This is a genomic window from uncultured Nostoc sp. (assembly GCF_937863485.1).
GTDB lineage: Bacteria > Cyanobacteriota > Cyanobacteriia > Cyanobacteriales > Nostocaceae > Nostoc.
Genome location: NZ_CALMFY010000198.1, coordinates 18,890 through 39,011, shown reverse-complemented (window position 1 = coordinate 39,011; position 20,122 = coordinate 18,890). Strand labels below are relative to the sequence as shown.

Below are 20,122 nucleotides of genomic sequence, written 5' to 3'. Positions count from 1 at the left end.
TTTTAAGGGGGTTGGGGAATCTCTTATGCGTAAGTCCTAGTAATTAAAAATTCCTAGCCTTATCGGTAACTGAGTCAAACTCAAATCTCTCTTTCGGATCAGTTTCGCCGTAAACATTAAAAGTCACAGTTGGTTGATCACCGACTGCTTCTACACAATGAATTGCATCGGGAACGAAGCTGATAATATCCCCTGGAAATAGAGTTATCTCTCCCGTAGGTTCAATTTTGTCCTGAAATTCTGGGCTATGGGTGCGTCGCCAAAAAGTATTTTTTTCTTGACCTTTTAACACCGCCACTATTCCCCATGTCCCATGATTATGAATGGTTGATCGGGTTCCCGGTGCAAATGTTACTGTTTGCACTGTCAACGGAAAACCCAATTCATCGTATAGGAGTGAAACAGAGGTTCCCGTTTTGGGCGAAGGCTCTAAATATTGACTTCGCACCCAGTAAGAATTTACTATCAAGCGCCTTACGAGCATCTGAAGTTCTGGTAGACGACTGGCTTCATCGTCAACGCTATTGAGAACATCTTCCACCTCAGTTAAAAACCGATAAAGGCGGTAATTTTCTCTCAATAAATCCCATGCTCTCACAGATTTACAGGCTTGATACTGACCGTCCCCCGTTAGCAGCCAATCCTTACCTTTCATAACTTTTAAAATGATAGCTTATAAGATTGGAGGACAATGATTGGAGAGACATTAGGAACACTGCCTACATCAAGCTTAGTAGGTATGTTAATAGGAGGAATGATAGAGTTACTATTAGTACCCGCTCCCAAGAGGGAGTAAGAGGAATACGATGTAGTAGATAACCAATTGTTCATGATTGTTCACCTTGATACTTAACTAATTAATCATCTTCTTCTGCTGGACGTGTCAAAATATCCAGGAGAATTCCAGCTCCAAAATCATTCTTTTCGTCTATCTCTTTGACTTTGGTGCTGATTTCTTTTGCTTGCTCAAGTTCTCCTAAATTTGCTAGTACTAATCCAGAAGCGGCATAAGCATTTAAGTACAATCGGATTTGTGGGTCTTCTTTGCGATTGACTAATATAGGCTTAAGTTGCTCCCAGTCATCAGGAAATTTCTCTCGTTCTTTAATTTTATCTAATAATTTGACTGTTGTTTGCAAAGCAAGAGAATAATTATTTTTATAATAGAAATATCTATATGCTGCTACCAATACATCTGTATTTTCACCAGTCTCGGCTAAAGCTTGTTGAATATACTTTTCAGATTCTGATGTATTCTCCCAGCTTTGTGCAGCTAAAATTAATAAATTTTTGATGTCCTCTGGAACCTGAAACCATGAGAATTTGTTTGCATCAAGTTGCATAATAAACTCCTGGAGATGGAGAGTTAGGAGTAGAGACGCGATTAATCGCGTCTGTACAGGAGTTAAGAGTGAGGAGTTAGAAATTCTTAACTTCTAACTCCTAACTTTTGTTAAAACAGAGTCAGAACGTACACCAAGGTGAATAATACAATCCAGATAATGTCTACGAAGTGCCAGTAAATTTCTGTCATTTCGATGAAAGTATGATTGGTTGCAGAATATTCACCGGGACGGCGCGATCGCCACAATACACGTAATATCAATAACAGTCCCACAAAAACGTGCAAACCGTGGAACCCAGTCATGATATAAAAGCAGTTGGCGAAGACGTTGGTAGTCAGACCATATCCTAAAGTCGAGTACTCATAAACCTGACCACCCAAGAAAATTGCACCCATGATTGCAGTAATTCCATACCACAGTTGCATTCCCTTGACATCATTCTTTTTAATCGCCGTATCACCGAAGTGAATCACGAAACTACTGGACACTAGAATAATGGTGTTAATCGTCGGTACAAGTAGTTCTACTTCACTCCCTTCTGGAGGCCAAACGGCTGTAGTACCTCTAAAAAACAAATAAGTGGCAAAAAATCCCCCAAACATAAGGGATTCAGAGGCGAGGAAGGTTAACAGTCCCCAAACTCTTAAATCTGGATGTTCTTCGTGTCCTACACTGTGATCTTCGCTCGTTGTTGTAGCTATAGTCATAGATTTATTGACAATATTATCCACTGTGTCTGTTGTGGAAGTTTGAATAAAGAATGAAGTCTGAAGCGGCAAATTTTCATTCCTCATCCAAAATCCTTATTTAACCAAACTCTTCACTTGTTCAGAAATTCTCAAAATTCCGAGTTTCAAGTTCCAAGCTCGGAGTTCCGAGTTCTAATCTCGGAGTTCCGAATAATAATGCTCAAGTTTCGAGTTCCAAGCTTGGAGTTCCGAGTTCCAAGCTCGGAGTTTCGAGTTCCAAGCTCGGAGTTTCGAGTTCCAAGCTTGAAGTTCCAAGTTCCAAGCTTGGAGTTTCGAGTAATAATGCTCAAGTTCCGAGTTCCAAGCTTGGAGTTTCGAGTTTTCAAATCAAATAACTAGAAATTGCAGTCACCTTGAGTGCGATCGCAGTACTCACTCTACTAACTAAGCAGTAGCTTCCGGCGTTGCAGATGGCTGTATTTTAGTACTGTGACCATTACCATAGTCATAAGGGCCATGAGTCACAACCGGCAACACTTCCCAGTTTTCAATTGCAGGTGGTGAGCTAGTTGTCCATTCTAAGGTCAAAGCTTGCCAAGGATTATCACCTGCCAAGGGCCCCTTTAGCCAACTATAGATAATATTGATCGCAAAGGGAATTACCGATATCCCCAAAACAATTGAACCATAGGTACAAATTTTATTGAGGTCGATAAATTGGGGGTCATACATTGCCACTCGTCGCGGCATTCCTTGCAAACCCAACTCGTGCATGGGTAAAAAGGTCAGATTTGTGCCGATGAAGGTGAGGGCAAAGTGAATGCGACCCCAGGTTTCATTCAGCATTCGTCCGGTCATTTTGGGGAACCAATGATAAATGCCGGCGTAAATGCCAAACACGGAACCGCCAAACAGAACGTAGTGGAAATGTCCTACTACATAATATGTATCGTGGACATGAACATCAAAGGGGGCTGTTCCCATCGTCACACCACTTAAGCCGCCCATGACAAACATGGACAATAAGCCAATGGCGAAAAGCATCGCGCTGGTGAAGCGGATTTTACCACCCCAAAGGGTAGCAACCCAGGCAAAAATTTTAACGCCAGTGGGAACTGCAACTATCAGTGTGGAGATGGTGAAGAACATCCGCATCCAACCGGGTGTGCCACTGGTAAACATATGGTGTACCCAGACGAACAAACCCACAACGCAGATTGCCACACTAGAATAAGCGATCGCTTTATAGCCAAAGATTGGCTTGCGGGAGTGAACTGGAATTACCTCCGACATGATGCCGAAGATGGGCAGAATCATTAAATATACTGCCGGGTGAGAATAAAACCAGAATAAGTGTTGATAAATTACAACGTTACCGCCTGCATCTGGTTTAAAGAAGGAAGTACCAAAGTTGAGGTCAAACAACAGCAGAATTAAACCCGCTGCTAATACAGGTGTGGAGAGAAGTGCTAGCAGGGAGGTTGCCAAGATTGCCCAGCAAAACAAGGGCACTTGATCCCATTTCATGCTAGGAACCTTCATCAACAAAATGGTGATCACAAAGTTCAGCGAACCCAAAATTGAGGAAGTTCCCACCAAGACGATCGCAAGTATCCACATAGTTTGAGCGATTGGTGCTGTCACCAAGCTCAAGGGTGGATAAGCTGTCCAACCCGATTGCGAACCGCCAAAGATGAAACTACCTAATATCAGCGCACCTGCTGGTGGATTTAACCAAAAGGCGATCGCATTCAGCTTCGGGAAAGCCATATCCCTAGCACCGACCATCAAGGGCACCAAAAAGTTACCAAATCCCCCAATGGCGCTGGGGACAATCCACAGGAAGATCATAATCGTCCCGTGATTGGTCATGAAAGCGTTATACAGATTGGGGTCGAGGAAGTCTGCATCTGGTGTTGCTAATTCGACACGGAGAGCGATCGCCATCAGTCCGCCGATCAGATAGAACACGAACGCCGTCACTAGGTATTGGATACCAATAACCTTGTGGTCAACATTAAATGTAAAATAGTCTTGCCATTTCCACGCCTGCGGATGGGAGGTGTGGCCAACTACCATTTTCGGTTTATTTTCTTCTGGTGGAGTATTCCGTGGAAATTCTACCTGCGTCATATTTTTTCCCGTTATGCAAAGTCCAGGGTCAAACTTTTGACTCTTGTACAGACGCGATTAATCGCATCTCTACTCTTGACTCTTGTACAGACGCGATTAATCGCGTCTGTACTCTTGACTCATGACTACTGACTCTAGAGTTGCTGCACTAATTCCCATATCATGGGTGTGGGGCGCGAGAAACTCTGATATTGATAAGTCGGCTGGATTAACTGCAACGACTTGATTTAGGTTTTCCTTTTGAGCAATCTGGTTTTCTGTCCGCCAGCTTTTATATTCTTCCGGTGTGTGGACAATTACCTGTGTCCGCATTGAACCGTGATAACCACCGCACAACTCAGCACAAACTACGGGATATGTACCTGGTTTGGTGGCAACAAATCGTAGTTCAGTAGGGATACCGGGAAGTGCATCTTGCTTCAAGCGGAAGTTTGGCACCCAGAATGAGTGAATTACATCTTGTGCTGAAAGGTTGAGTTGGACATCAGCACCGACGGGAATGTGCAATTCCCCAGAGGTAATGCCACTATCAGGGTAGTTAAATAACCAGGCGTACTGCATCCCTTTGACATCAACAACTAAGTCGGCTGGTTTGTTTAAGGTTTGAGGAGACGCGCCGATACCAATTGTTGGGGCAATTGACGGGGCAGTTGTCGCTTGGGAAGTATCGCTTAATGTGGCAGCCAGAGCGGTTCCCGGCATCTGAGCAACATGAGCTGCTGAATGAGGATGACCCGCAGGATCAAAGCCTCCCATTCGGTTAAAAACATCTACACTGTAGATGCCCAAGAGGAGGACAATCACTGTTGGAATTGCTGTCCAAAAGACTTCTAAGGGCAAGTTACCTTCTATTGACACCCCATCGGTATCGTCACCCCGACGGCGACGAAACTGAATCAAAAAAACTACAATTGTTCCTTCTACCACTAAGAAGAGTGCGATCGCAATGGTAAACATGACGTTGAAAAAACCGTCTACCAAAGGCGCTTGTAGCGATGCTTGCACCGGCATGAGAGTGTGGTTTTGACCAATCCAAATGCTGATTGCTGTAACTACTATCCCAGCAACCAGAGTCCATAGTGAAACAGGAACTTGTTGCATACATGCTACCTGCTTTGTAAACCGTCTTTTAAGGTGTGATTTTCTGGGTTTTGGGCATTGGGCATTGTTATCTATTCCCTATTCCCCATTTCCCATTCCCTGTTTGTAACTACTAGGTTTTACATTTTCACAGGGCAGCGTTTTTTTGTTTTCACTTATTAACTTTCTAACGTGCAGCTAGAAAAAAGGGGGGAAACTTCCAGATTTTTTCCATATCTTTCCCCCATAAAATTACAAATTATATTTCCACTCCTATGACAAAGGTAGCCCCCTGCTTCCAGAAAAGCTAGTTGTTCCAAGAGGGCACTGTTAGTCCTAATATTGATTAGGCTATATTAGCAGCAAGTTTAAATTTGTTAATAGCTAACAATTTGCGATTTACGGATTTGTTTACTGTGAACTTTTTATCTAGCTCCAGTAAATATTGAGTATTCCCCTCAAGTTACCTTGCCTAGCACATTTGCGCTTTATACAAACAGTGCCTCCTTGAATGAACAACAATTTTGACTAACTCCAAAAACTTTAATTGCTTAATTCAACATGGGTGTAGCAGTTCTTGGGACAAATCCGTGAACACGCTTCACAACCAATACAGTTATCTGGAGAAGTAACTGCCATTACTTTCCGTTCAACTTCTTCTTCATCTTCATCTTCCACAAATTCCCCTTCTTCATTGAGTGCCTTTAAACCTAGCACATTGTACCCGCATACTTTAACGCATCTGCCACAGCCGATACATTTTTCCTTGTCAATTTCCTGAGCAAATTTTGGTGTCCAAGTCTTACCGCCAAATGTCAAACCAGTGAGTTGTGCCATGAAGAAATCCTCGGCAATTTTGCCTGTCAATCTGTTTGGACTTTAATCATATTATCCTAATATTTTATTTATTTATATTCAAAACTTACTTTTGTCTCATCAAATTTCGATAACCTTGAACACAATTTTACATCCTTTTTTATTTCAAATAATAGATGAAATTTATTCCTAATAATAATTACGAATGTTTAAGTTTTCCTCGTTCCCATGCTCCGCATGGGAACGCATTCATAGAGTCTCTGACTCAATGTATGACTGGAGGCAGCAGCCCCTAATCAAACAACCATAGGAACGAGAGAAGGAGAAATTGAGGGTTTCCAACCTACCTCCGTGAGTAAAGCCTTATGTAAATTCAGTTTCTAACCGCCGATTTAACTATTATTTCTAGCAAATACAACTATATCTATAAGAGTAATGATATTATTTTTCAACTATATTTATATTTTGGCAAACAAATCTAGATAAACAGTATATTTATATACAAAACCAAATGTTTATTAGTTACAATTTCATATCTGCAATATGTATTTTATAAAGCAACAATAATCATCAATTTAGTTTGATTTAAATATTTAGGTAAATGCTGACAAAACAAATATTGCTTTTTGCCATAAATAAACAAAATCAATTTATAAATTAACTGTAATTTTTATGGCAGAATATTATTAGATATTAAATATTAAAATTATTAATAAGTCAGGTAAAATATAATTAGAATAGATTTAAATATTTTCTATAAACAGTTTGTAGTCAAAATTAAAATGTTCATTAAGTGCGTAATTAAATAAATGTTAAGTTTTTTTTCTAAGCTCAGGACGAACAAACTCATCATTTTTTTTATGAAATGTATAGTTAATAAAGAAGTTTTATTAGGCTATGTTTTCAAGCCTTAAATAGCTTTTAATTGGATACAAAGTAAAAATATGGATGTGGGGAGTGAGTGTGGTGAGAAAATATTATTCTCGCCAGAAAAATAATGTGGTAGCGAGTCATGAATAAACAGGACTCATCCAGGGGAGACCTGAGCCAGACATCTCAACGATTAGAGTGGGAAAAGAGCCATATGCCTTATACAATTCCTAACAACAGTTGCGTTGGATGTGACAACTGCCGCCCCCAATGTCCTACGGGTGCAATCAAAATAGAGAACAATGAATACTGGGTTGATCCTGGTCTTTGTAATAATTGTGAGGGCTATTATTCAGAACCCCAATGTGTGATAGCTTGTCCAACTAATTCTCCAATTCCCTGGCAGGCGAAAAAGGGGAGATGCAAAGTTGAACCTAGAGATGCTACCAGCTTAGACTTGTTTTCTAACGGCAAGAATAACCCATTTGCTTCGGCGATCGCTATTTGGGAAGCTTGTAATGTATTGGCGCAACGCACATCGCTACATTGGGAAGCTGATGAAGAAGGCTACCTATCTTATGGGCGACAAGTCAACCAAGGCCGAGGTGCGATCGCCTTTCACATCCAAGATCCATTCAAAGTTAGCGACAAGGCCACAGATTTAGCAGCAATTGAGGGACTTGACATTAGAGCCGCTTGCATACATCTGATTTTTGCAGCTTATGCCACAGCCTTAGAGCAACCTTGGGAGCAAGAATTTGCGATCGACGAGCGACAAATTGAGAAATATTTGGGGATGGAGAAACGCAAAGACTTGAGCAAAGCTGCCAAGCTGGCTTTAATGAAAAATATCGTTCAGCAAGCTTGCTCACTGATTATCTCGATTGATTGGCCTCAACAAGGTCGAATTAACGGATTCTCTATTACAGGCAGCCGCTTATGGCATCTGGTGGACATTCAGCACCACTTTCAAGAAGACAATCTTGGATGCAAATATCTTGTTGGGCTAACTTTTAAAGTAAAAGCAGGCATTTGGGCACAATATTTCTTAAACAAACAAGCATGTAAAGAGCGAACTGCATTCTATCAATACGGCAGTCTCCCCAAAACGCTGTTAACCACAGTCATGAGCATTTGGCAGCAACATGAAGGTGCAGTCCGACTAATGCTGTGGCTGCTGTTTAAAACCAAAATGGGCAAAGAACAACGCATTACTATTCCTACCTTGCTGCGGATTGCTTACGGTGAAGAAAAAGTCGCCCTTGCATCCAGACAACGGGAAGAACGCAAACGTCTACTGCGAACTTTTGAAAGCGATTTGGAAATTCTTAATCATTATGGAATGAAACCACTTTTCGACCCAGTTACTTACCCACCAGAAATTCAACCTTTGTGGGCGAAGTTAGTTGATCTTCCTGAAGATCCAGATGAAGCATTAGAATTTTGGACTAATGACGGTGGTGCTGAAACTCGCCTCACAGACACAGGCCCCCGTGGTAAGTGGAATTTGCTAATGAATGCGCGGATTTTGGCTTTTGAACTCCCACCAGAGTGGGAACAGCAAATCTCAGAATCAGAAAAAAAGAAAACAAGAACTGCTAAAGCCAAAAGGAAGCCCAAAACTACAAACGATTTGCTGGGTGAACAGATTTTGCAGGCGCGAAAAAATTTGAATCTCTCCCAGAGGGAGTTGGCAAAGCTTACAGGTAAAAGCCAAAGCTGGATTCGAGATATCGAAAATGGTCGTTTAAAAGTCAAATTAGAAGACCAAGTACTGCTACGAAAAGTGCTAAATATGGATCAATCTTGATTTTGGATTTTGAATTTGGATTCTAAATGAGGAGTTATACCAATTTTCTAAAATCAGGCTACAGGTACAAGCCTGGAAACCCAGATGAAATCTGACTGACTTTCTTAATTACGTTAGCGAGTCTGCGTACCACTACGGGGAAGTAAACTACACGCAGCGTCTTATAGAGAGCGTCAGCCCCTTCCCTACGGGACGCTCTTGCGTTCGGGGAAGTCAAAAGTCACTCATTCAAAAGTCACTCATTCAAACATTTTGAACCCCATAAATAAATTTAGTTGCTCTGAGTCAACTGACGTAGTATTTCTTGTACTACGTATCTCGAAATACATTTTTTTTATTTTCCATAAATAAATTTAGGGGCTTGTACCTTTTTCTTTCTGGTCATTACAAATTACAAATTAGGTAGATGCATACCCTTAGCTTTTTATACACTATAACTCATCACTTTACTAGAACTAAGCCAAAGACTAGCTACAGCATATTTAGTGACGACCAACTCTTGTGTAGCATTGCATGAACTCTTCAGTTGTTGAGTTTTAGTTTCATCTTTCACAAGTTTAGCCTGGTAAGTGTAGAGAGAACCAGAAGGTTGTTCAAAACTTAGCTCACCCAGAATAGTATTATTGTCTAAACTTTGCTCCAAAATTTTGCCTGCAACTTTGTAGTTAAACCAATCCCATCCATTGCAGAGGATTAATTCTCTTTCCAAAATCTGAAGTGCAGCAGGCAAAATTCCCCAGCCTCGATAGACTTTATTTAAGCATTGAATATCGCCAGTCCGAGTCAAAATTGATCTAAATGAATCTTGATCGATACGACCATAGTATCTTCCTTCTGGCAAGTCTATGATTGTTGGTGCAAACCGATGTCCACCAAAGTGCGATGATTTCCAAACTCGCACATTGTCCAAGCACAAATCAGCATTACTCCCTGTAACATTGAAATAAAAGGGAGCGCCATATCTGGCACAGCACTTATCATGGCTACCGTGGGTACACACTAAAATATCTTTAGTTGCACTGGTTTCTACCTCAGAATTAGAACTGATACCCCATAACCATTTTTGGACAACTGCTGCTACTTGCTCAATATTTGCTAGCTTAAACTCTTGCTTATGGCATCCAGTACTTAGTCCCTCTTCTTTTTGATAAATCAAAAGCGTAGTGTGGTTTATTTTGTGTGATACATCATTAGCAATTAAGAGGAATCTAATCGGTAGTTTAGCACGCTTCACTTCCTTCACCAAAATCCTCAAATTCTCAGGTACCCATTTGGAATTAAAGGCTTCTGACGTCCAAGGTAAAGGACATTCAACTAAAATATAAGCTTGATAATTGGTGGCGCTACCAATAACATCTTCTCCCGCTTGCTGTGAATCATCAGAACAAAAAAAAGTATTCATCTCGCTGCACTCATTAGCATATTTTATGGACAAAAGGTATTACAAAATACAATTGTGTTTTTAGCTACAATATCCTTAGCTAAAGGAGATAAAAAAGAACAATATTCATTTCCCATTTAAAACTAGGTAGCCACTTAATAACATCATTATTGCTCAAGGTCTTTCCGGTTAATAAATTATCCATAATAGAGATAAACAGCGTCAAGATAGATTTTTCCGTATGAGCAGTGTTAATTTTGTATGTAGTTTTATTGCTATTTGGTATTTTATAAATTTTCACTTGTTGAAACTCGGCTTTTCTGAACTTGGTTTCTTTCTCAAAATCAAATATGTTCAATTTTGTGCAATCCCTTGGAGAGTAATAGGCAATAAACTCGCTTATAATATCGATGTAGCTGATATTACAATCAAAAATATTCCTATAGCAATATAGTTATTTGAAGTTTTGCTGAAATTATCTACATAGCTATCTACAGTAATTTTTTACACATAAAAATTTATTTTTGTACTGATGTTGTGATAAATATATTTCTAAAGATAGATGCGATAACACATGACAAAAATGTAATTCTTTGGTAGTCCAATACTGCTTTAAAACTTTTTCCCCACTATCTGCTTTTAATGCATTTTTCCATATAGCCATATTGCAAATAATTCTCAATTGATTGAAAAAAATAAAAACAATTAAGTTAGGGGTAAATGCTTTAGTGCCCCGTATTTCATGCCCCATAAGTTAATGTTCAAAACTAGTGACTAATTATTAGCAGCGTCACTAACATCAACATTAACAAACCTGTTATTTACCCTTCTACCTAATCTAACTTCCTGAAGCTCATGTCAGGGTTTCATTATAGGCATCTGACTTGACTGTAACTGAACTCAATAATAAATGCAAGTATTTGAGAATCTTTATAATTTCTTTACACTTTGTCGCCTCTAAAAGGTTAGTTAAATCAAGGTTAACGGGCATTGTATAGTGAAGATAGCTCACTTGAGTAAGCATTGATTCTTTCAAGACAATAGATAAAGTTTAGCAATTGTGACAAATTGTTGCCAGTAGGGGTACACACCTGTGCTACCCTACTAATCCAAATATCTGTAGCTATGGCGATCGCATATTTCTATTTTCATGCAGAATTGAATCATTTTTTACCACGGCATCACAAGCAAGTGAGAATCTCCCATTTTTTTGAGGAGAAAGCCTCAATTAAGGACATGATTGAGTCTTTGGGTGTCCCTCATCCAGAAGTTGATTTTATAAATGTTAATGGTGAATATGTAAATTTTTCTTACATAGTTTCGGATGGAGATACGATTAATGTTTATCCAATTTCAGCTAGGGGTGTTATTATACCAAGCGTTTCGGTTCTACCAAAACCGCTCAGTATTATTCGTTTTGTTTTAGATATTCATTTAGGTAAACTAGCGACATCTCTACGACTTTTAGGCTTTGATACTTTATACCGCAATGACTATGAGGATGAAAAATTAGCCCAAATATCCTCTAGCCAAGGGCGGATTCTCTTGACTCGTGATAAAGGTCTATTGATGCGTAGTTTGGTAACGCATGGGTATTACGTTAGAAACACTAACCCTGAACAACAAATCTTAGAAGTACTGCAACGCTTTGACTTGTTTAAATTAATCTCACCATTTAAACGGTGTTTGCGTTGCAATGGGTTATTAGAATCTGTAGATAAGCAATCGATCATTGACCAAGTGCCAGAAAATGTCCGATCGCAGATTGATCAATTCCAGTGTTGTCAAGACTGCGATCGCATTTATTGGAAAGGTTCGCATTATGAACGATTACAACAGTTTATTGATGGAGTACTTAACTCCCAAAGAGATAAGTAACTTAGTAATGGCAATTATTTAACCAGCTGAAACATTGCCACTAATTATTTGACTACCCCCAATTCTGGGATCTTCATCTTGGCGATTCAAATCATCAGGAGTGGGGTTTTGCTTACTCTGTCCACTAACTTCGTCTGGTTCAATGGGATCTGCTTCTTGAGCTTTATGGATATCAAGAGAGCGAGGAGGTTCTTTGGCGTGAGAGAAATCTATAAGTGGATTGGGTTGATCGGGAGTCATAAGTGGCTAAATGATCTAGTTTTCTTTAGTGTTGAATTTATTTTGCTTGCAAACATCTTTCTTGAGAAAGAAACCACGTATTGTAATAATTCAAAAGAGGTATAAAAAACTATGACATTAATTTTAGCTCTCGATTTTGGTGGAACTAAGCTGGCGGCAGCATTGGTAAATATCGGTTCTAGAAAGTGGTTGCGTTATGAACGTCATCTCTCGCCAGCGAATGCAAATGCTAGTACTGACTTGGAAATTATGCGATCGCTCATTTACTCTTTGCTGGAAGACACAAAACCTGCTGCGATCGGTGTCAGCTTTGGTGGCCCAGTAGACGCTTCTACGGGGACGGTGCGACTATCTCATCATGTCGTTGGATGGGAAAACATTCCCCTCAAAGCGTTGTTGGAGGAGGAGTTTGGTGTTCCTGTGGGTGTAGACAACGATGCCAATGTTGCTGCTTTGGGAGAACATCGTTTTGGTGCGGGACAGGGATACGATAGTTTGTTTTACATCACTGTCAGCACTGGTGTGGGTGGTGGTTGGATACTCAACGGTAAACCTTGGCGGGGTGCTGGTGGAATGGCTGGCGAAATTGGCCACATGGTTGTAGATCCTGCTGGGCCAGTTTGTTTATGTGGCAAGCGGGGATGTGTGGAACGTTTGGCTTCTGGGCCTTATATGGCGCAAAATGCTAGGGAAATTTTGGAAAATGTAGACGCACCAGCGGCTTCCCCGAGGGTACCGCAGAGGCGCAAAGGACTCAGAGATGGAGAAGTTTTGAGGGGTTTGGTGGGGGATAATTTAACGCTGTTAACGGGACAGTTGGTGGCTGAAGCTGCGGTGGCTGGAGATGATTTGGCTAAGGAAGTTTTGCACAAGGCTGCTTGGGCGCTGGGTGTAGGTATTGGTAATGTGGCGAACCTGATGAATCCACAGCGCTTTGTTTTGGGAGGCGGTGTAACGAAGGCGGGGGAGGATTTCTGGCAGGTGATGCGTCAAGTGGCGCGGGAGACGGCTTTGCCAGAAGTTGATTTTGAAATTGTGCCGGCGGTACTAGGTGATGATGCGCCGTTGTGGGGGGCTGTGGCGATCGCTTCTATGTTAGTCTGACATCTGCTGTAAGATATTTAATGCAGCTACAGTTTCTACAAAATTTTATGGCTGAACGAGAAATTATTCAAGAAATCATATTCCGTGAGAGCGTGCTATCTGAGGCGGAGTTATTGAAACAAGTTGAGCAAGCACCCGTATACCCATCCAATCCAAGTTGACAGTGGTTCGGCATACACAACTTAGTACAGCTTTGCATTAATTCGTAGCGCTATAGATAGATGTCATTCTGAACGTAGCCAAGCAGAGTGAAAAATCTCAGTCTACATTTGTTGAATACCCTGGCGAAACTCTCTAATTGCTTCTAAGGGAGACGATAACAAAAGACAACGATTGAGCAGGGATAAATCTAATTCTGCTAGCAACTCACTTTTAACAACTTTCTCATATTCTTGTTCTCGTAACCGATAAACCTCAAATGTCCCATCTTCCCAAAACCAAACTTCTGGGACTTGCATTAATTTGTACTTCTGTAATTTGATGGGACTACCGCTAGTAATCACTACTTCAATGCAGAGGTCTGGTACAGGTTTATCGGTTCCAAAGCAATAAGATAAGTCAGCTTGATATTCCACTATCTTGGGAATAACTTGGCTAAAACTCCCACTGGGGAAAAATTCAATACCCTGTTCCACGAAATACTGCCCCAAGAGCAAACCAATTAAACACTTAATCGCCTCATGAGGCTTACCAATACTTACAATTTCTAAAATTCCCTCACAATAAAACAGACGCACCCCTGGTACATTTTCAAAGCTAGCTTGAATCGCTTTGAACTGTTCCCAAGTTAATCCATGCCTGAAGAAGCGTTGTTCTTCTGGTAAGTTAATAGCATTTTCTAACGTTTGAGTCATAATATTTTTTACTCTCCCAGTTAGTAGTCACGAAATTTATCTTATTTACATCTTAAGTCAAAACCAAATTATCCCGGTGAATCACAGTTTCTACACCGACATAACCTAAAATAGTCGAAATTTCCCGTGAATGATGTCCACAAATCTTTTGCAGTTCATTGCTGTTGTAATTTACAAGTCCTCTACCAATTTCGTTACCGTTGGTGTCACACAATTGCACGGCGTCTTGTGCGTCAAACTTTCCTTCTAGTGCCTTAATTCCAGCTGCTAATAACGATTTTCCCGCTAGAGAAATTGCCGCGATCGCACCTTCATCTAAATACAATTTACCCGCAGGTAGAAGACCGTAAGCTATCCAACGTTTACGCGCAGAAGTTGGTTCAGGTTGCGGTTCAAAATGCGTCCCAATAAGTTCACCTTGGATAATTTTTTCTATATTTCGGGGAAATCGCCCTTGGGTAATTACAGTCCGCACTCCAGCAGCAATCGCAATCCTTGCAGCCGAAATTTTTGTCACCATACCGCCAGTACCCCACTGAGAACCTTGGGAACTTGTTTGTATCTGTAATTGAGCCAATTCTTTAATGCTACTAACTAAAGCGATCGGTTGAGCATCTGGCACGGAACGCGGATCGGCTGAGTACAGCCTATCGACATCTGTGAGCAAAAATAGCCAATCTGCTTTTACTAGGCTGGCAACCAATGCCGAAAGGGTGTCATTGTCGCCAAATTTTAGTTCGTCTATTGCTACGGTATCATTTTCATTGACTATAGGAATCACTCCCAGTCCCAGTAATTCTTTAAAAGTGTTGTAGACATTGAGATAGCGGCTGCGCTGTACCAAGTCATTCCGAGTTAGTAATACTTGAGCAATTGGCTGTTGTAAAGTAGTAAATAAATCATCGTATACCCGGATTAACCTGCCTTGTCCAACTGCTGCTACAGCCTGTTTTAGAGCGATCGCTTTGGGACGTTCAGTTAAGCCCAACCGCGCACAACCCACGCCCACAGCCCCAGAAGAAACCAAAATTACCCGGTGTCCCTGGTGTCTCAAATGGCAGAGTGTTTCCGCCAAAGTGGCGATCGTAGAAAGTGCTAATTGTCCTGTTTCTGGTTGAGTTAGGCTAGAAGTGCCGATTTTGACAACAATTGTTAGTGACATCTTTCAATTTTAGATTTTAGATTTTAGATTTTAGATTTTAGATTAGACATCTTGTATAAGTTTTTTTAGACTTGCCTACGCTAACAAACTAAAGCCTATGGAAACAGCCTTTTAGGCTTTAAATCCACCCACAAAGAAGTCTATTTTAGATTCAATCCAAAATCTAAAATCCAAAATTGTAAAGCGCCAATCCTTCTATAGTGAAGGCTGACGCTTTAGGGGTGTATATTTACTTAGTATGATTTAGGGTCTTTTTTGGCTGACCCCATGTTATTAATACTTATAATCCCCGATTTGTTGCTTCCAATAAGATTCCTTAATCATTTTTTTAGATTTACTTTCCTGACGATTTCTCAACTTTTGTGAATCTTGGTTTTCTTGGGGGTAATAGAGGCTCCGAGAATTTCAGATATCCAGACTTCAAAGTTGCGGATGGGATGAGAACGCAGAGCTGCATCTGCATGAACAATCGGTTCGACTAAAATGGTAAACATTCCCAGGCGATTACCTGCTAAAACATCGGTAAATAAGCGATCGCCTACCATCCCCACTTGATGCACTGGTAGATCCATTGCCCTAAGTGCTGCCCTAATTTTGCGTCGGGAAGGCTTGGCTGCACCTAAGTAGTAAGGTAGGTTGAGCGATCGCGCGATTCCACCAATTCGCGCTTCACTGAGGTTGTTACTGACTAAGCACAATGCAGTACTGGCACGAATTTGCTCTACCCAGCGTTGTAGTTCTGGTGAAGCCACCCCTACTCTAAAGGGTACTAAGGTTTCATCTACATCCAATACCAGCCCCTTCAGGCCATATTTTTGGATAATATCTGGTGTTAGGTTCAACACTGAACCTTCTAAAATCAAGTCAGGCTGTAAAAGATTGTTCCAGATCATAGTCAACAGTCAAATGTAGATAGCTCAGACAAATGAGCATAACCCAATATAGTTTAGTTAATCGAACTCCATCCTGGAATATCTCCCTGAACACTTTGAGATAAAATTCCTAAAATCTTATCTATCTCTTTGATGTAATAATTACTCAAATCAATAAATATATCGTTTTCTTCTAACTTCAAAAACTTCCAAATATCCCCTGTTGTTACCGCACCGTAAATTTTTCTGATTTCATTTCCTTCTTGTTGATTAAACAATTGTGCTGCCAACATTGCGGCCGCACATTCACCTAATCCACCTTTAATATTTTCATTTTTTGCTTCAATAATAACTACCACAGGCACATTAATTGTTAGTTGCTCTTTAAGAACGACTGATGATAAAGTCACAATAGCCATTCAGAGCTTTTTCTACATCTACATTAAAATCTGTTCCTGAAAATAAACTAATTGGATAATTAGCCCTGCGCCTTACCTCCAACAATATCGCAGTGATAATCATTTCTGAACGCGCTTTTTCAGTATTAATTGCTAAAGCCAGTTCTGTAGTTTCTTCTACGGAGTTTGTGAGTTTCTCGCTTGGCTGTAAAGGTTCTATGTCGGCACATAAATCAGTTTCTTCATCAATACGGATGCTAAATGACTTTTTAAATTTACTTAATGTAAAGTCGCTATAAGCCATTTTCAGCACCTCATACCAATTTTGGATTTTAGGTCGCACCTTTCGTGCGCTTCCAGCGCAACTTGAATTTTAGATTGAAAAGCCTTGCAAAAATGCTTTTTTCCAAATCTTAAAGAACACAAACTATCCCAATTTTGTGTCAATGTTTCATTGCTTCCACATTTAATGGGACATGACAAAAGGTTTAAGTAGATTTTGATTACAATGAAAATTCTCAATTAAAAAATTCAAAATGAAAATGTAACATTTTGAATTTTTAATCTTATTCCACTTCATTAAAAAGATGTTCCTCTAACAGAGGTTGCACTTGGCGAAACTCCTCTGGAGAGAGTAATTCAGGTTCACCTGTTTTTGCTATCCGTGCAAAAAACAACAGGGGATCGAGGGGTGTATAAATTGCATACTCCTGATCTTCATCATAGAAGCTAGCGAGTAGCTGTAATTGCTCTGGCTCTAAATCTGCCTCTTCGTCTTCGATTTCTAAGGTAAAGAGTTCTGATTCTTCAACTGGCGGTAAATCACCTGCAACTGTCAAAGCGTAGGCTGTGTTCTTCAGTATCAGGTTCTGCTCAGATAGTACAGCTTGGGCATTAGCAAAAATTTGATCAATGGTAGTGTCATCTTCTACCAGAACCGCTTCTTCTTCCTCACCGTCACCTTCCCAAGAAAAAATTTCTACAGGTGAATCTACAGGAAGAAGCAAAACGTATTCTTGTCCATCTACCTCCAGGGAATGCTCTATGTAACATTCGAGCGATCGCCCTTTGTCATCGGTTAAAGTGATGGAACCCGCATGAGCGTTATCATTTTCTTCAGGGAATGGAGAGGAAAACATAGCCGAAATGTAGAAGTTTAATAAATACCAGCAAGTTTGTCAATCGCTGAACTGCTTAATCACATATTATGTCAATCAAATAGCTTTATACGTAGATACAACTGCTGGCTAATCGTTTTCAGAATATCATGTTAAAAGGTATCAATACTCAATAGCCGCCACTGAACTGCGGGATTTAGCGCGCTTAACATCCAACCATTGTTGTAAAATCAAAGCGGCTGCCTTGCGGTCAATCAAACCTTTATGGCGTGACGGGGAGCGGTTCTCAGCTATCAGCAGTTGCTCTGCTTGAAATGAAGTTAATCGCTCATCCACATATTCCACAGGCAGTTTTAGTGCTCTAGCAAGTCTTATAGTAAATTTCTGAACTTGACGTGCCTGAAATCCTATTGAGCCATCCATTGAATAAGGTAAGCCCATAACTAGGATTTGCACCTCACGTTCATTAACTATTTGCCGGATTTGCTCGACATCCTGCTCAAAAGATGTACGATCAATTGTGGTGATCCCCGTGGCAATTAAACCCGTGCGATCGCACCCTGCTATTCCAATCCGCTTGCGACCGAAATCTAGTCCCAACGCTGAAATAAACGGTTTTGGTTGCTCTTGGGATATCACACTAATTCTCCTGCTGTGCATCTGCTGATTCAGGAATCGGCGATGCTTCCATGCTAGGGTTTTTTATCGAAAAGTTAATCGTTTCTGACTTGCTTGGCAGTGGTTTCTCTGACGATGGCAGCTTTGGTGGTTGTATCCATGACATCCCGCCTGGTATTGGTTTACGGGCCGGTTGTAAACCTTGCAGCATATCAGTCCACTGAATTCCTTCTAAGGAGACAAATTTAGACTCCCGTAGCTTGTGCCACACAGAGCGAGACATAACTAATGTGTGTTCTATGCGTTTTGCTCCAATTCGTTCCAAATACTCTTCTCGCTCTGCCTGATAGTCTGAGGAAGCTAATTGTAACCCTTGCTGGGGAAAATCTTGAGCAATCCGAGCCAGTTGAGATAGTAACTCTGGATACAGCCAGGTGTAAGCAGGATGAACCGTCAGCGTTGCCACGTGGGGAACTTCACCCTTACGGTCAAGTTGCACCTGAAAATACCCGATCGCAGCTTTGCGTTGGGGTTCAAATACGTAACCACTGACTACTTCTGTTTTGGTCAGCCATTGCTTGACTGCATCAGTTAAAGCGCCAAACAAACTGGTTTTAAAATCACGGGTATTGCGGTCAAAAACCTGACGTACCAGAGGTGGCATAGATGCCGTATCAAGTTGATACAGCAACTGGGCATCAGCATTACTCACCGGCAAGAGATTAGGCAAATCTGGCTCTGCTTGTGCCAATTCAACCAGTAATTCTGGCCTAATTTCCCAGTACGTCATTTCTGCCAGACGCTGGAATCCATTTTGTCGATATAGTGCCAGCGCCTCAATATCGTTGATGTTAACTTCCAGTAGCCAAGTGCGAGCTTCCAAAATCGATTCAAAGCAATGACGCAAAAGTTGCGAGCCAATTCCTTGTTTATCGACACCACGCTCTAACAAGACTTGATCAATGCGCCAAGTGCTGTGTGTCCGGTTAAAGGGTGACACTTGAATCATCCCTACAAGCATCCGCCCTTGTTCTGCTACATAGGCACAGAGGCGATACTGTAGCGGGTTAGGAAACCAACTCAAAAATTTGAGTAATCCATACCAGCGACGCAGCCTTTGCATCTGGCTTATAGCAAAACCTCCTCCTTGGGGAGTATGGGCTGCGAATGACTCTTGAGTTATGCGCTCAATGCCGTCCAGATCCCGGTATTGGACTGGTCGGATAACAACGCTGAGGTTTCGGGGAAGTAATGAAGTCATTTTAATTCGAGCCGCCATTCAGCTTTAACTAACTGCTCTTCAAAGGAACTGCTGCAATAATATTAACTAGTTTCTGCCCCTTACTATTGCGCCAAAAGGGTGATTTTAGTAACTCAATACTTAAAAAAAGCAGAAAAAGCAGACCTTGTGAGAACACCATTGGCATTGACCCAACAACATCTGCCTTTATTTTATTTGAATTTTGATTAAAATTTGTATATATTTACAGCCCTTGTCGAGAAACTAGCTTTTCAAAGTGGGCTTGGGTTTGATGGAGTAATTGCTGGCGACTATCTACCAGTGTTTGCTTCAGGGTTGGAACAAGATTGCGAGCTTGCAGAGTCATATGAAGTTGCAGGTTGGCGACATATTCACTGAAATCTTGATTCACTTCATCTGCGCCCGCATTTGTTAATAAATTTGATTCCATTGCCACTGTGTTCTCCTGTGTTAATCCTGTGCTGTCTCTCTTCAATAACCAAAAACTATCAC

The 20,122-nt window shown here is 40.9% G+C and carries 19 protein-coding genes and 1 pseudogene; 4 read left to right on the top strand and 16 right to left on the bottom strand.

Features of this window, described 5'->3' with window-relative positions; translation table 11 throughout:
- Nucleotides 1–43: 43 nt before the first annotated feature.
- From Q0541_RS27115 to fdxB, 6 genes are all read right to left on the bottom strand, one after another.
- A complete protein-coding gene (locus Q0541_RS27115) occupies nucleotides 44–655 on the bottom strand; it encodes a cupin (RefSeq protein ID WP_298918465.1) in 612 nt (203 codons plus the stop codon).
- 202 nt (nucleotides 656–857) lie between these two features.
- On the bottom strand, nucleotides 858–1,343 hold the full coding sequence (locus Q0541_RS27110; RefSeq protein WP_298918462.1) for a hypothetical protein: 486 nt from the start codon (nucleotides 1,341–1,343) through the stop codon (nucleotides 858–860).
- A gap of 110 nt (nucleotides 1,344–1,453) precedes the next feature.
- Nucleotides 1,454–2,053: a heme-copper oxidase subunit III gene (locus Q0541_RS27105; RefSeq protein WP_298918626.1), complete on the bottom strand. Its 600-nt coding sequence runs from the start codon at nucleotides 2,051–2,053 to the stop codon at nucleotides 1,454–1,456.
- A gap of 426 nt (nucleotides 2,054–2,479) precedes the next feature.
- Entirely contained in the window at nucleotides 2,480–4,168 is a 1,689-nt protein-coding gene (gene ctaD, locus Q0541_RS27100; protein WP_298918459.1) for a cytochrome c oxidase subunit I, read from the bottom strand.
- Nucleotides 4,169–4,264: 96 nt separating this feature from the next.
- Nucleotides 4,265–5,269 carry a cytochrome c oxidase subunit II gene (locus tag Q0541_RS27095; protein ID WP_298918456.1) on the bottom strand — a complete coding sequence of 335 codons (1,005 nt, stop codon included), beginning with the start codon at nucleotides 5,267–5,269 and terminating at the stop codon, nucleotides 4,265–4,267.
- Between the two features lie 522 nt (nucleotides 5,270–5,791).
- Nucleotides 5,792–6,085 carry a ferredoxin III, nif-specific gene (gene fdxB / locus Q0541_RS27090; protein ID WP_298918453.1) on the bottom strand — a complete coding sequence of 98 codons (294 nt, stop codon included), beginning with the start codon at nucleotides 6,083–6,085 and terminating at the stop codon, nucleotides 5,792–5,794.
- Between the two features lie 1,063 nt (nucleotides 6,086–7,148).
- On the opposite strand from fdxB, the gene Q0541_RS27085 reads away from it, so the two are divergent.
- Nucleotides 7,149–8,744 carry a helix-turn-helix domain-containing protein gene (locus Q0541_RS27085; protein WP_298918623.1) on the top strand — a complete coding sequence of 532 codons (1,596 nt, stop codon included), beginning with the start codon at nucleotides 7,149–7,151 and terminating at the stop codon, nucleotides 8,742–8,744.
- A gap of 424 nt (nucleotides 8,745–9,168) precedes the next feature.
- Here the strand turns inward: Q0541_RS27085 and Q0541_RS27080 are convergent, their stop codons facing one another.
- Entirely contained in the window at nucleotides 9,169–10,146 is a 978-nt protein-coding gene (locus Q0541_RS27080) for a sucrase ferredoxin (protein ID WP_298918450.1), read from the bottom strand.
- Between the two features lie 1,104 nt (nucleotides 10,147–11,250).
- On the opposite strand from Q0541_RS27080, the gene Q0541_RS27075 reads away from it, so the two are divergent.
- The gene (locus Q0541_RS27075) at nucleotides 11,251–12,003 is read left to right on the top strand and encodes a Mut7-C RNAse domain-containing protein (protein WP_298918620.1); all 753 of its coding nucleotides are present in this window, start codon (nucleotides 11,251–11,253) and stop codon (nucleotides 12,001–12,003) included.
- An 18-nt stretch (nucleotides 12,004–12,021) separates the two neighbouring features.
- Here the strand turns inward: Q0541_RS27075 and Q0541_RS27070 are convergent, their stop codons facing one another.
- Nucleotides 12,022–12,243, bottom strand: a complete 222-nt coding sequence (locus tag Q0541_RS27070) for a hypothetical protein (RefSeq protein WP_298918447.1) — start codon at nucleotides 12,241–12,243, stop codon at nucleotides 12,022–12,024.
- 111 nt (nucleotides 12,244–12,354) lie between these two features.
- Between Q0541_RS27070 and Q0541_RS27065 the strand changes: the two genes are divergently transcribed.
- Both Q0541_RS27065 and Q0541_RS27060 read left to right on the top strand, forming a co-directional pair.
- Nucleotides 12,355–13,347 carry an ROK family protein gene (locus Q0541_RS27065; protein WP_298918444.1) on the top strand — a complete coding sequence of 331 codons (993 nt, stop codon included), beginning with the start codon at nucleotides 12,355–12,357 and terminating at the stop codon, nucleotides 13,345–13,347.
- A 20-nt stretch (nucleotides 13,348–13,367) separates the two neighbouring features.
- A complete protein-coding gene (locus Q0541_RS27060; protein ID WP_298918439.1) occupies nucleotides 13,368–13,508 on the top strand; it encodes a hypothetical protein in 141 nt (46 codons plus the stop codon).
- A 102-nt stretch (nucleotides 13,509–13,610) separates the two neighbouring features.
- Here Q0541_RS27060 and Q0541_RS27055 read toward each other — a convergent pair whose 3' ends face one another.
- From Q0541_RS27055 to Q0541_RS27020, 8 genes and pseudogenes are all read right to left on the bottom strand, one after another.
- Nucleotides 13,611–14,201: a Uma2 family endonuclease gene (locus tag Q0541_RS27055; protein ID WP_298918436.1), complete on the bottom strand. Its 591-nt coding sequence runs from the start codon at nucleotides 14,199–14,201 to the stop codon at nucleotides 13,611–13,613.
- A 52-nt stretch (nucleotides 14,202–14,253) separates the two neighbouring features.
- Nucleotides 14,254–15,363 (bottom strand): glutamate 5-kinase, encoded by a 1,110-nt coding sequence (proB, locus tag Q0541_RS27050; protein ID WP_298918433.1) that lies wholly within the window; start codon nucleotides 15,361–15,363, stop codon nucleotides 14,254–14,256.
- Between the two features lie 353 nt (nucleotides 15,364–15,716).
- Nucleotides 15,717–16,256 carry a YqeG family HAD IIIA-type phosphatase gene (locus Q0541_RS27045; protein WP_298918430.1) on the bottom strand — a complete coding sequence of 180 codons (540 nt, stop codon included), beginning with the start codon at nucleotides 16,254–16,256 and terminating at the stop codon, nucleotides 15,717–15,719.
- Between the two features lie 53 nt (nucleotides 16,257–16,309).
- A pseudogene (locus Q0541_RS27040) lies at nucleotides 16,310–16,937 on the bottom strand (hypothetical protein).
- Between the two features lie 262 nt (nucleotides 16,938–17,199).
- Nucleotides 17,200–17,772 (bottom strand): DUF3727 domain-containing protein, encoded by a 573-nt coding sequence (locus tag Q0541_RS27035; RefSeq protein WP_298918427.1) that lies wholly within the window; start codon nucleotides 17,770–17,772, stop codon nucleotides 17,200–17,202.
- 141 nt (nucleotides 17,773–17,913) lie between these two features.
- On the bottom strand, nucleotides 17,914–18,411 hold the full coding sequence (gene ruvX / locus Q0541_RS27030) for a Holliday junction resolvase RuvX (protein WP_298918424.1): 498 nt from the start codon (nucleotides 18,409–18,411) through the stop codon (nucleotides 17,914–17,916).
- Entirely contained in the window at nucleotides 18,392–19,648 is a 1,257-nt protein-coding gene (locus Q0541_RS27025; protein ID WP_298918422.1) for a GNAT family N-acetyltransferase, read from the bottom strand. The genes ruvX and Q0541_RS27025 overlap by 20 nt, the downstream gene beginning before the upstream one ends.
- A gap of 205 nt (nucleotides 19,649–19,853) precedes the next feature.
- Nucleotides 19,854–20,060: a hypothetical protein gene (locus Q0541_RS27020; RefSeq protein WP_298918420.1), complete on the bottom strand. Its 207-nt coding sequence runs from the start codon at nucleotides 20,058–20,060 to the stop codon at nucleotides 19,854–19,856.
- Between the last annotated feature and the right edge of the window lie 62 nt (nucleotides 20,061–20,122).

What these genes read in the sequence shown, in the direction of transcription:
- fdxB (WP_298918453.1), bottom strand. Translation starts at nt 6,085, where the DNA reads ATGGCACAACTCACTGGTTTGACATTTGGCGGTAAGACTTGGACACCA.
- Q0541_RS27075 (WP_298918620.1), top strand. Translation starts at nt 11,251, where the DNA reads ATGGCGATCGCATATTTCTATTTTCATGCAGAATTGAATCATTTTTTA.
- Q0541_RS27115 (WP_298918465.1), bottom strand. Translation starts at nt 655, where the DNA reads ATGAAAGGTAAGGATTGGCTGCTAACGGGGGACGGTCAGTATCAAGCC.
- Q0541_RS27045 (WP_298918430.1), bottom strand. Translation starts at nt 16,256, where the DNA reads ATGATCTGGAACAATCTTTTACAGCCTGACTTGATTTTAGAAGGTTCA.
- Q0541_RS27060 (WP_298918439.1), top strand. Translation starts at nt 13,368, where the DNA reads ATGCAGCTACAGTTTCTACAAAATTTTATGGCTGAACGAGAAATTATT.
- Q0541_RS27070 (WP_298918447.1), bottom strand. Translation starts at nt 12,243, where the DNA reads ATGACTCCCGATCAACCCAATCCACTTATAGATTTCTCTCACGCCAAA.
- Q0541_RS27055 (WP_298918436.1), bottom strand. Translation starts at nt 14,201, where the DNA reads ATGACTCAAACGTTAGAAAATGCTATTAACTTACCAGAAGAACAACGC.
- Q0541_RS27085 (WP_298918623.1), top strand. Translation starts at nt 7,149, where the DNA reads ATGCCTTATACAATTCCTAACAACAGTTGCGTTGGATGTGACAACTGC.
- Q0541_RS27095 (WP_298918456.1), bottom strand. Translation starts at nt 5,269, where the DNA reads ATGCAACAAGTTCCTGTTTCACTATGGACTCTGGTTGCTGGGATAGTA.
- Q0541_RS27065 (WP_298918444.1), top strand. Translation starts at nt 12,355, where the DNA reads ATGACATTAATTTTAGCTCTCGATTTTGGTGGAACTAAGCTGGCGGCA.
- proB (WP_298918433.1), bottom strand. Translation starts at nt 15,363, where the DNA reads ATGTCACTAACAATTGTTGTCAAAATCGGCACTTCTAGCCTAACTCAA.
- ctaD (WP_298918459.1), bottom strand. Translation starts at nt 4,168, where the DNA reads ATGACGCAGGTAGAATTTCCACGGAATACTCCACCAGAAGAAAATAAA.
- Q0541_RS27020 (WP_298918420.1), bottom strand. Translation starts at nt 20,060, where the DNA reads ATGGAATCAAATTTATTAACAAATGCGGGCGCAGATGAAGTGAATCAA.
- Q0541_RS27110 (WP_298918462.1), bottom strand. Translation starts at nt 1,343, where the DNA reads ATGCAACTTGATGCAAACAAATTCTCATGGTTTCAGGTTCCAGAGGAC.
- Q0541_RS27035 (WP_298918427.1), bottom strand. Translation starts at nt 17,772, where the DNA reads ATGTTTTCCTCTCCATTCCCTGAAGAAAATGATAACGCTCATGCGGGT.
- ruvX (WP_298918424.1), bottom strand. Translation starts at nt 18,411, where the DNA reads ATGCACAGCAGGAGAATTAGTGTGATATCCCAAGAGCAACCAAAACCG.
- Q0541_RS27080 (WP_298918450.1), bottom strand. Translation starts at nt 10,146, where the DNA reads ATGAATACTTTTTTTTGTTCTGATGATTCACAGCAAGCGGGAGAAGAT.
- Q0541_RS27105 (WP_298918626.1), bottom strand. Translation starts at nt 2,053, where the DNA reads ATGACTATAGCTACAACAACGAGCGAAGATCACAGTGTAGGACACGAA.
- Q0541_RS27025 (WP_298918422.1), bottom strand. Translation starts at nt 19,648, where the DNA reads ATGGCGGCTCGAATTAAAATGACTTCATTACTTCCCCGAAACCTCAGC.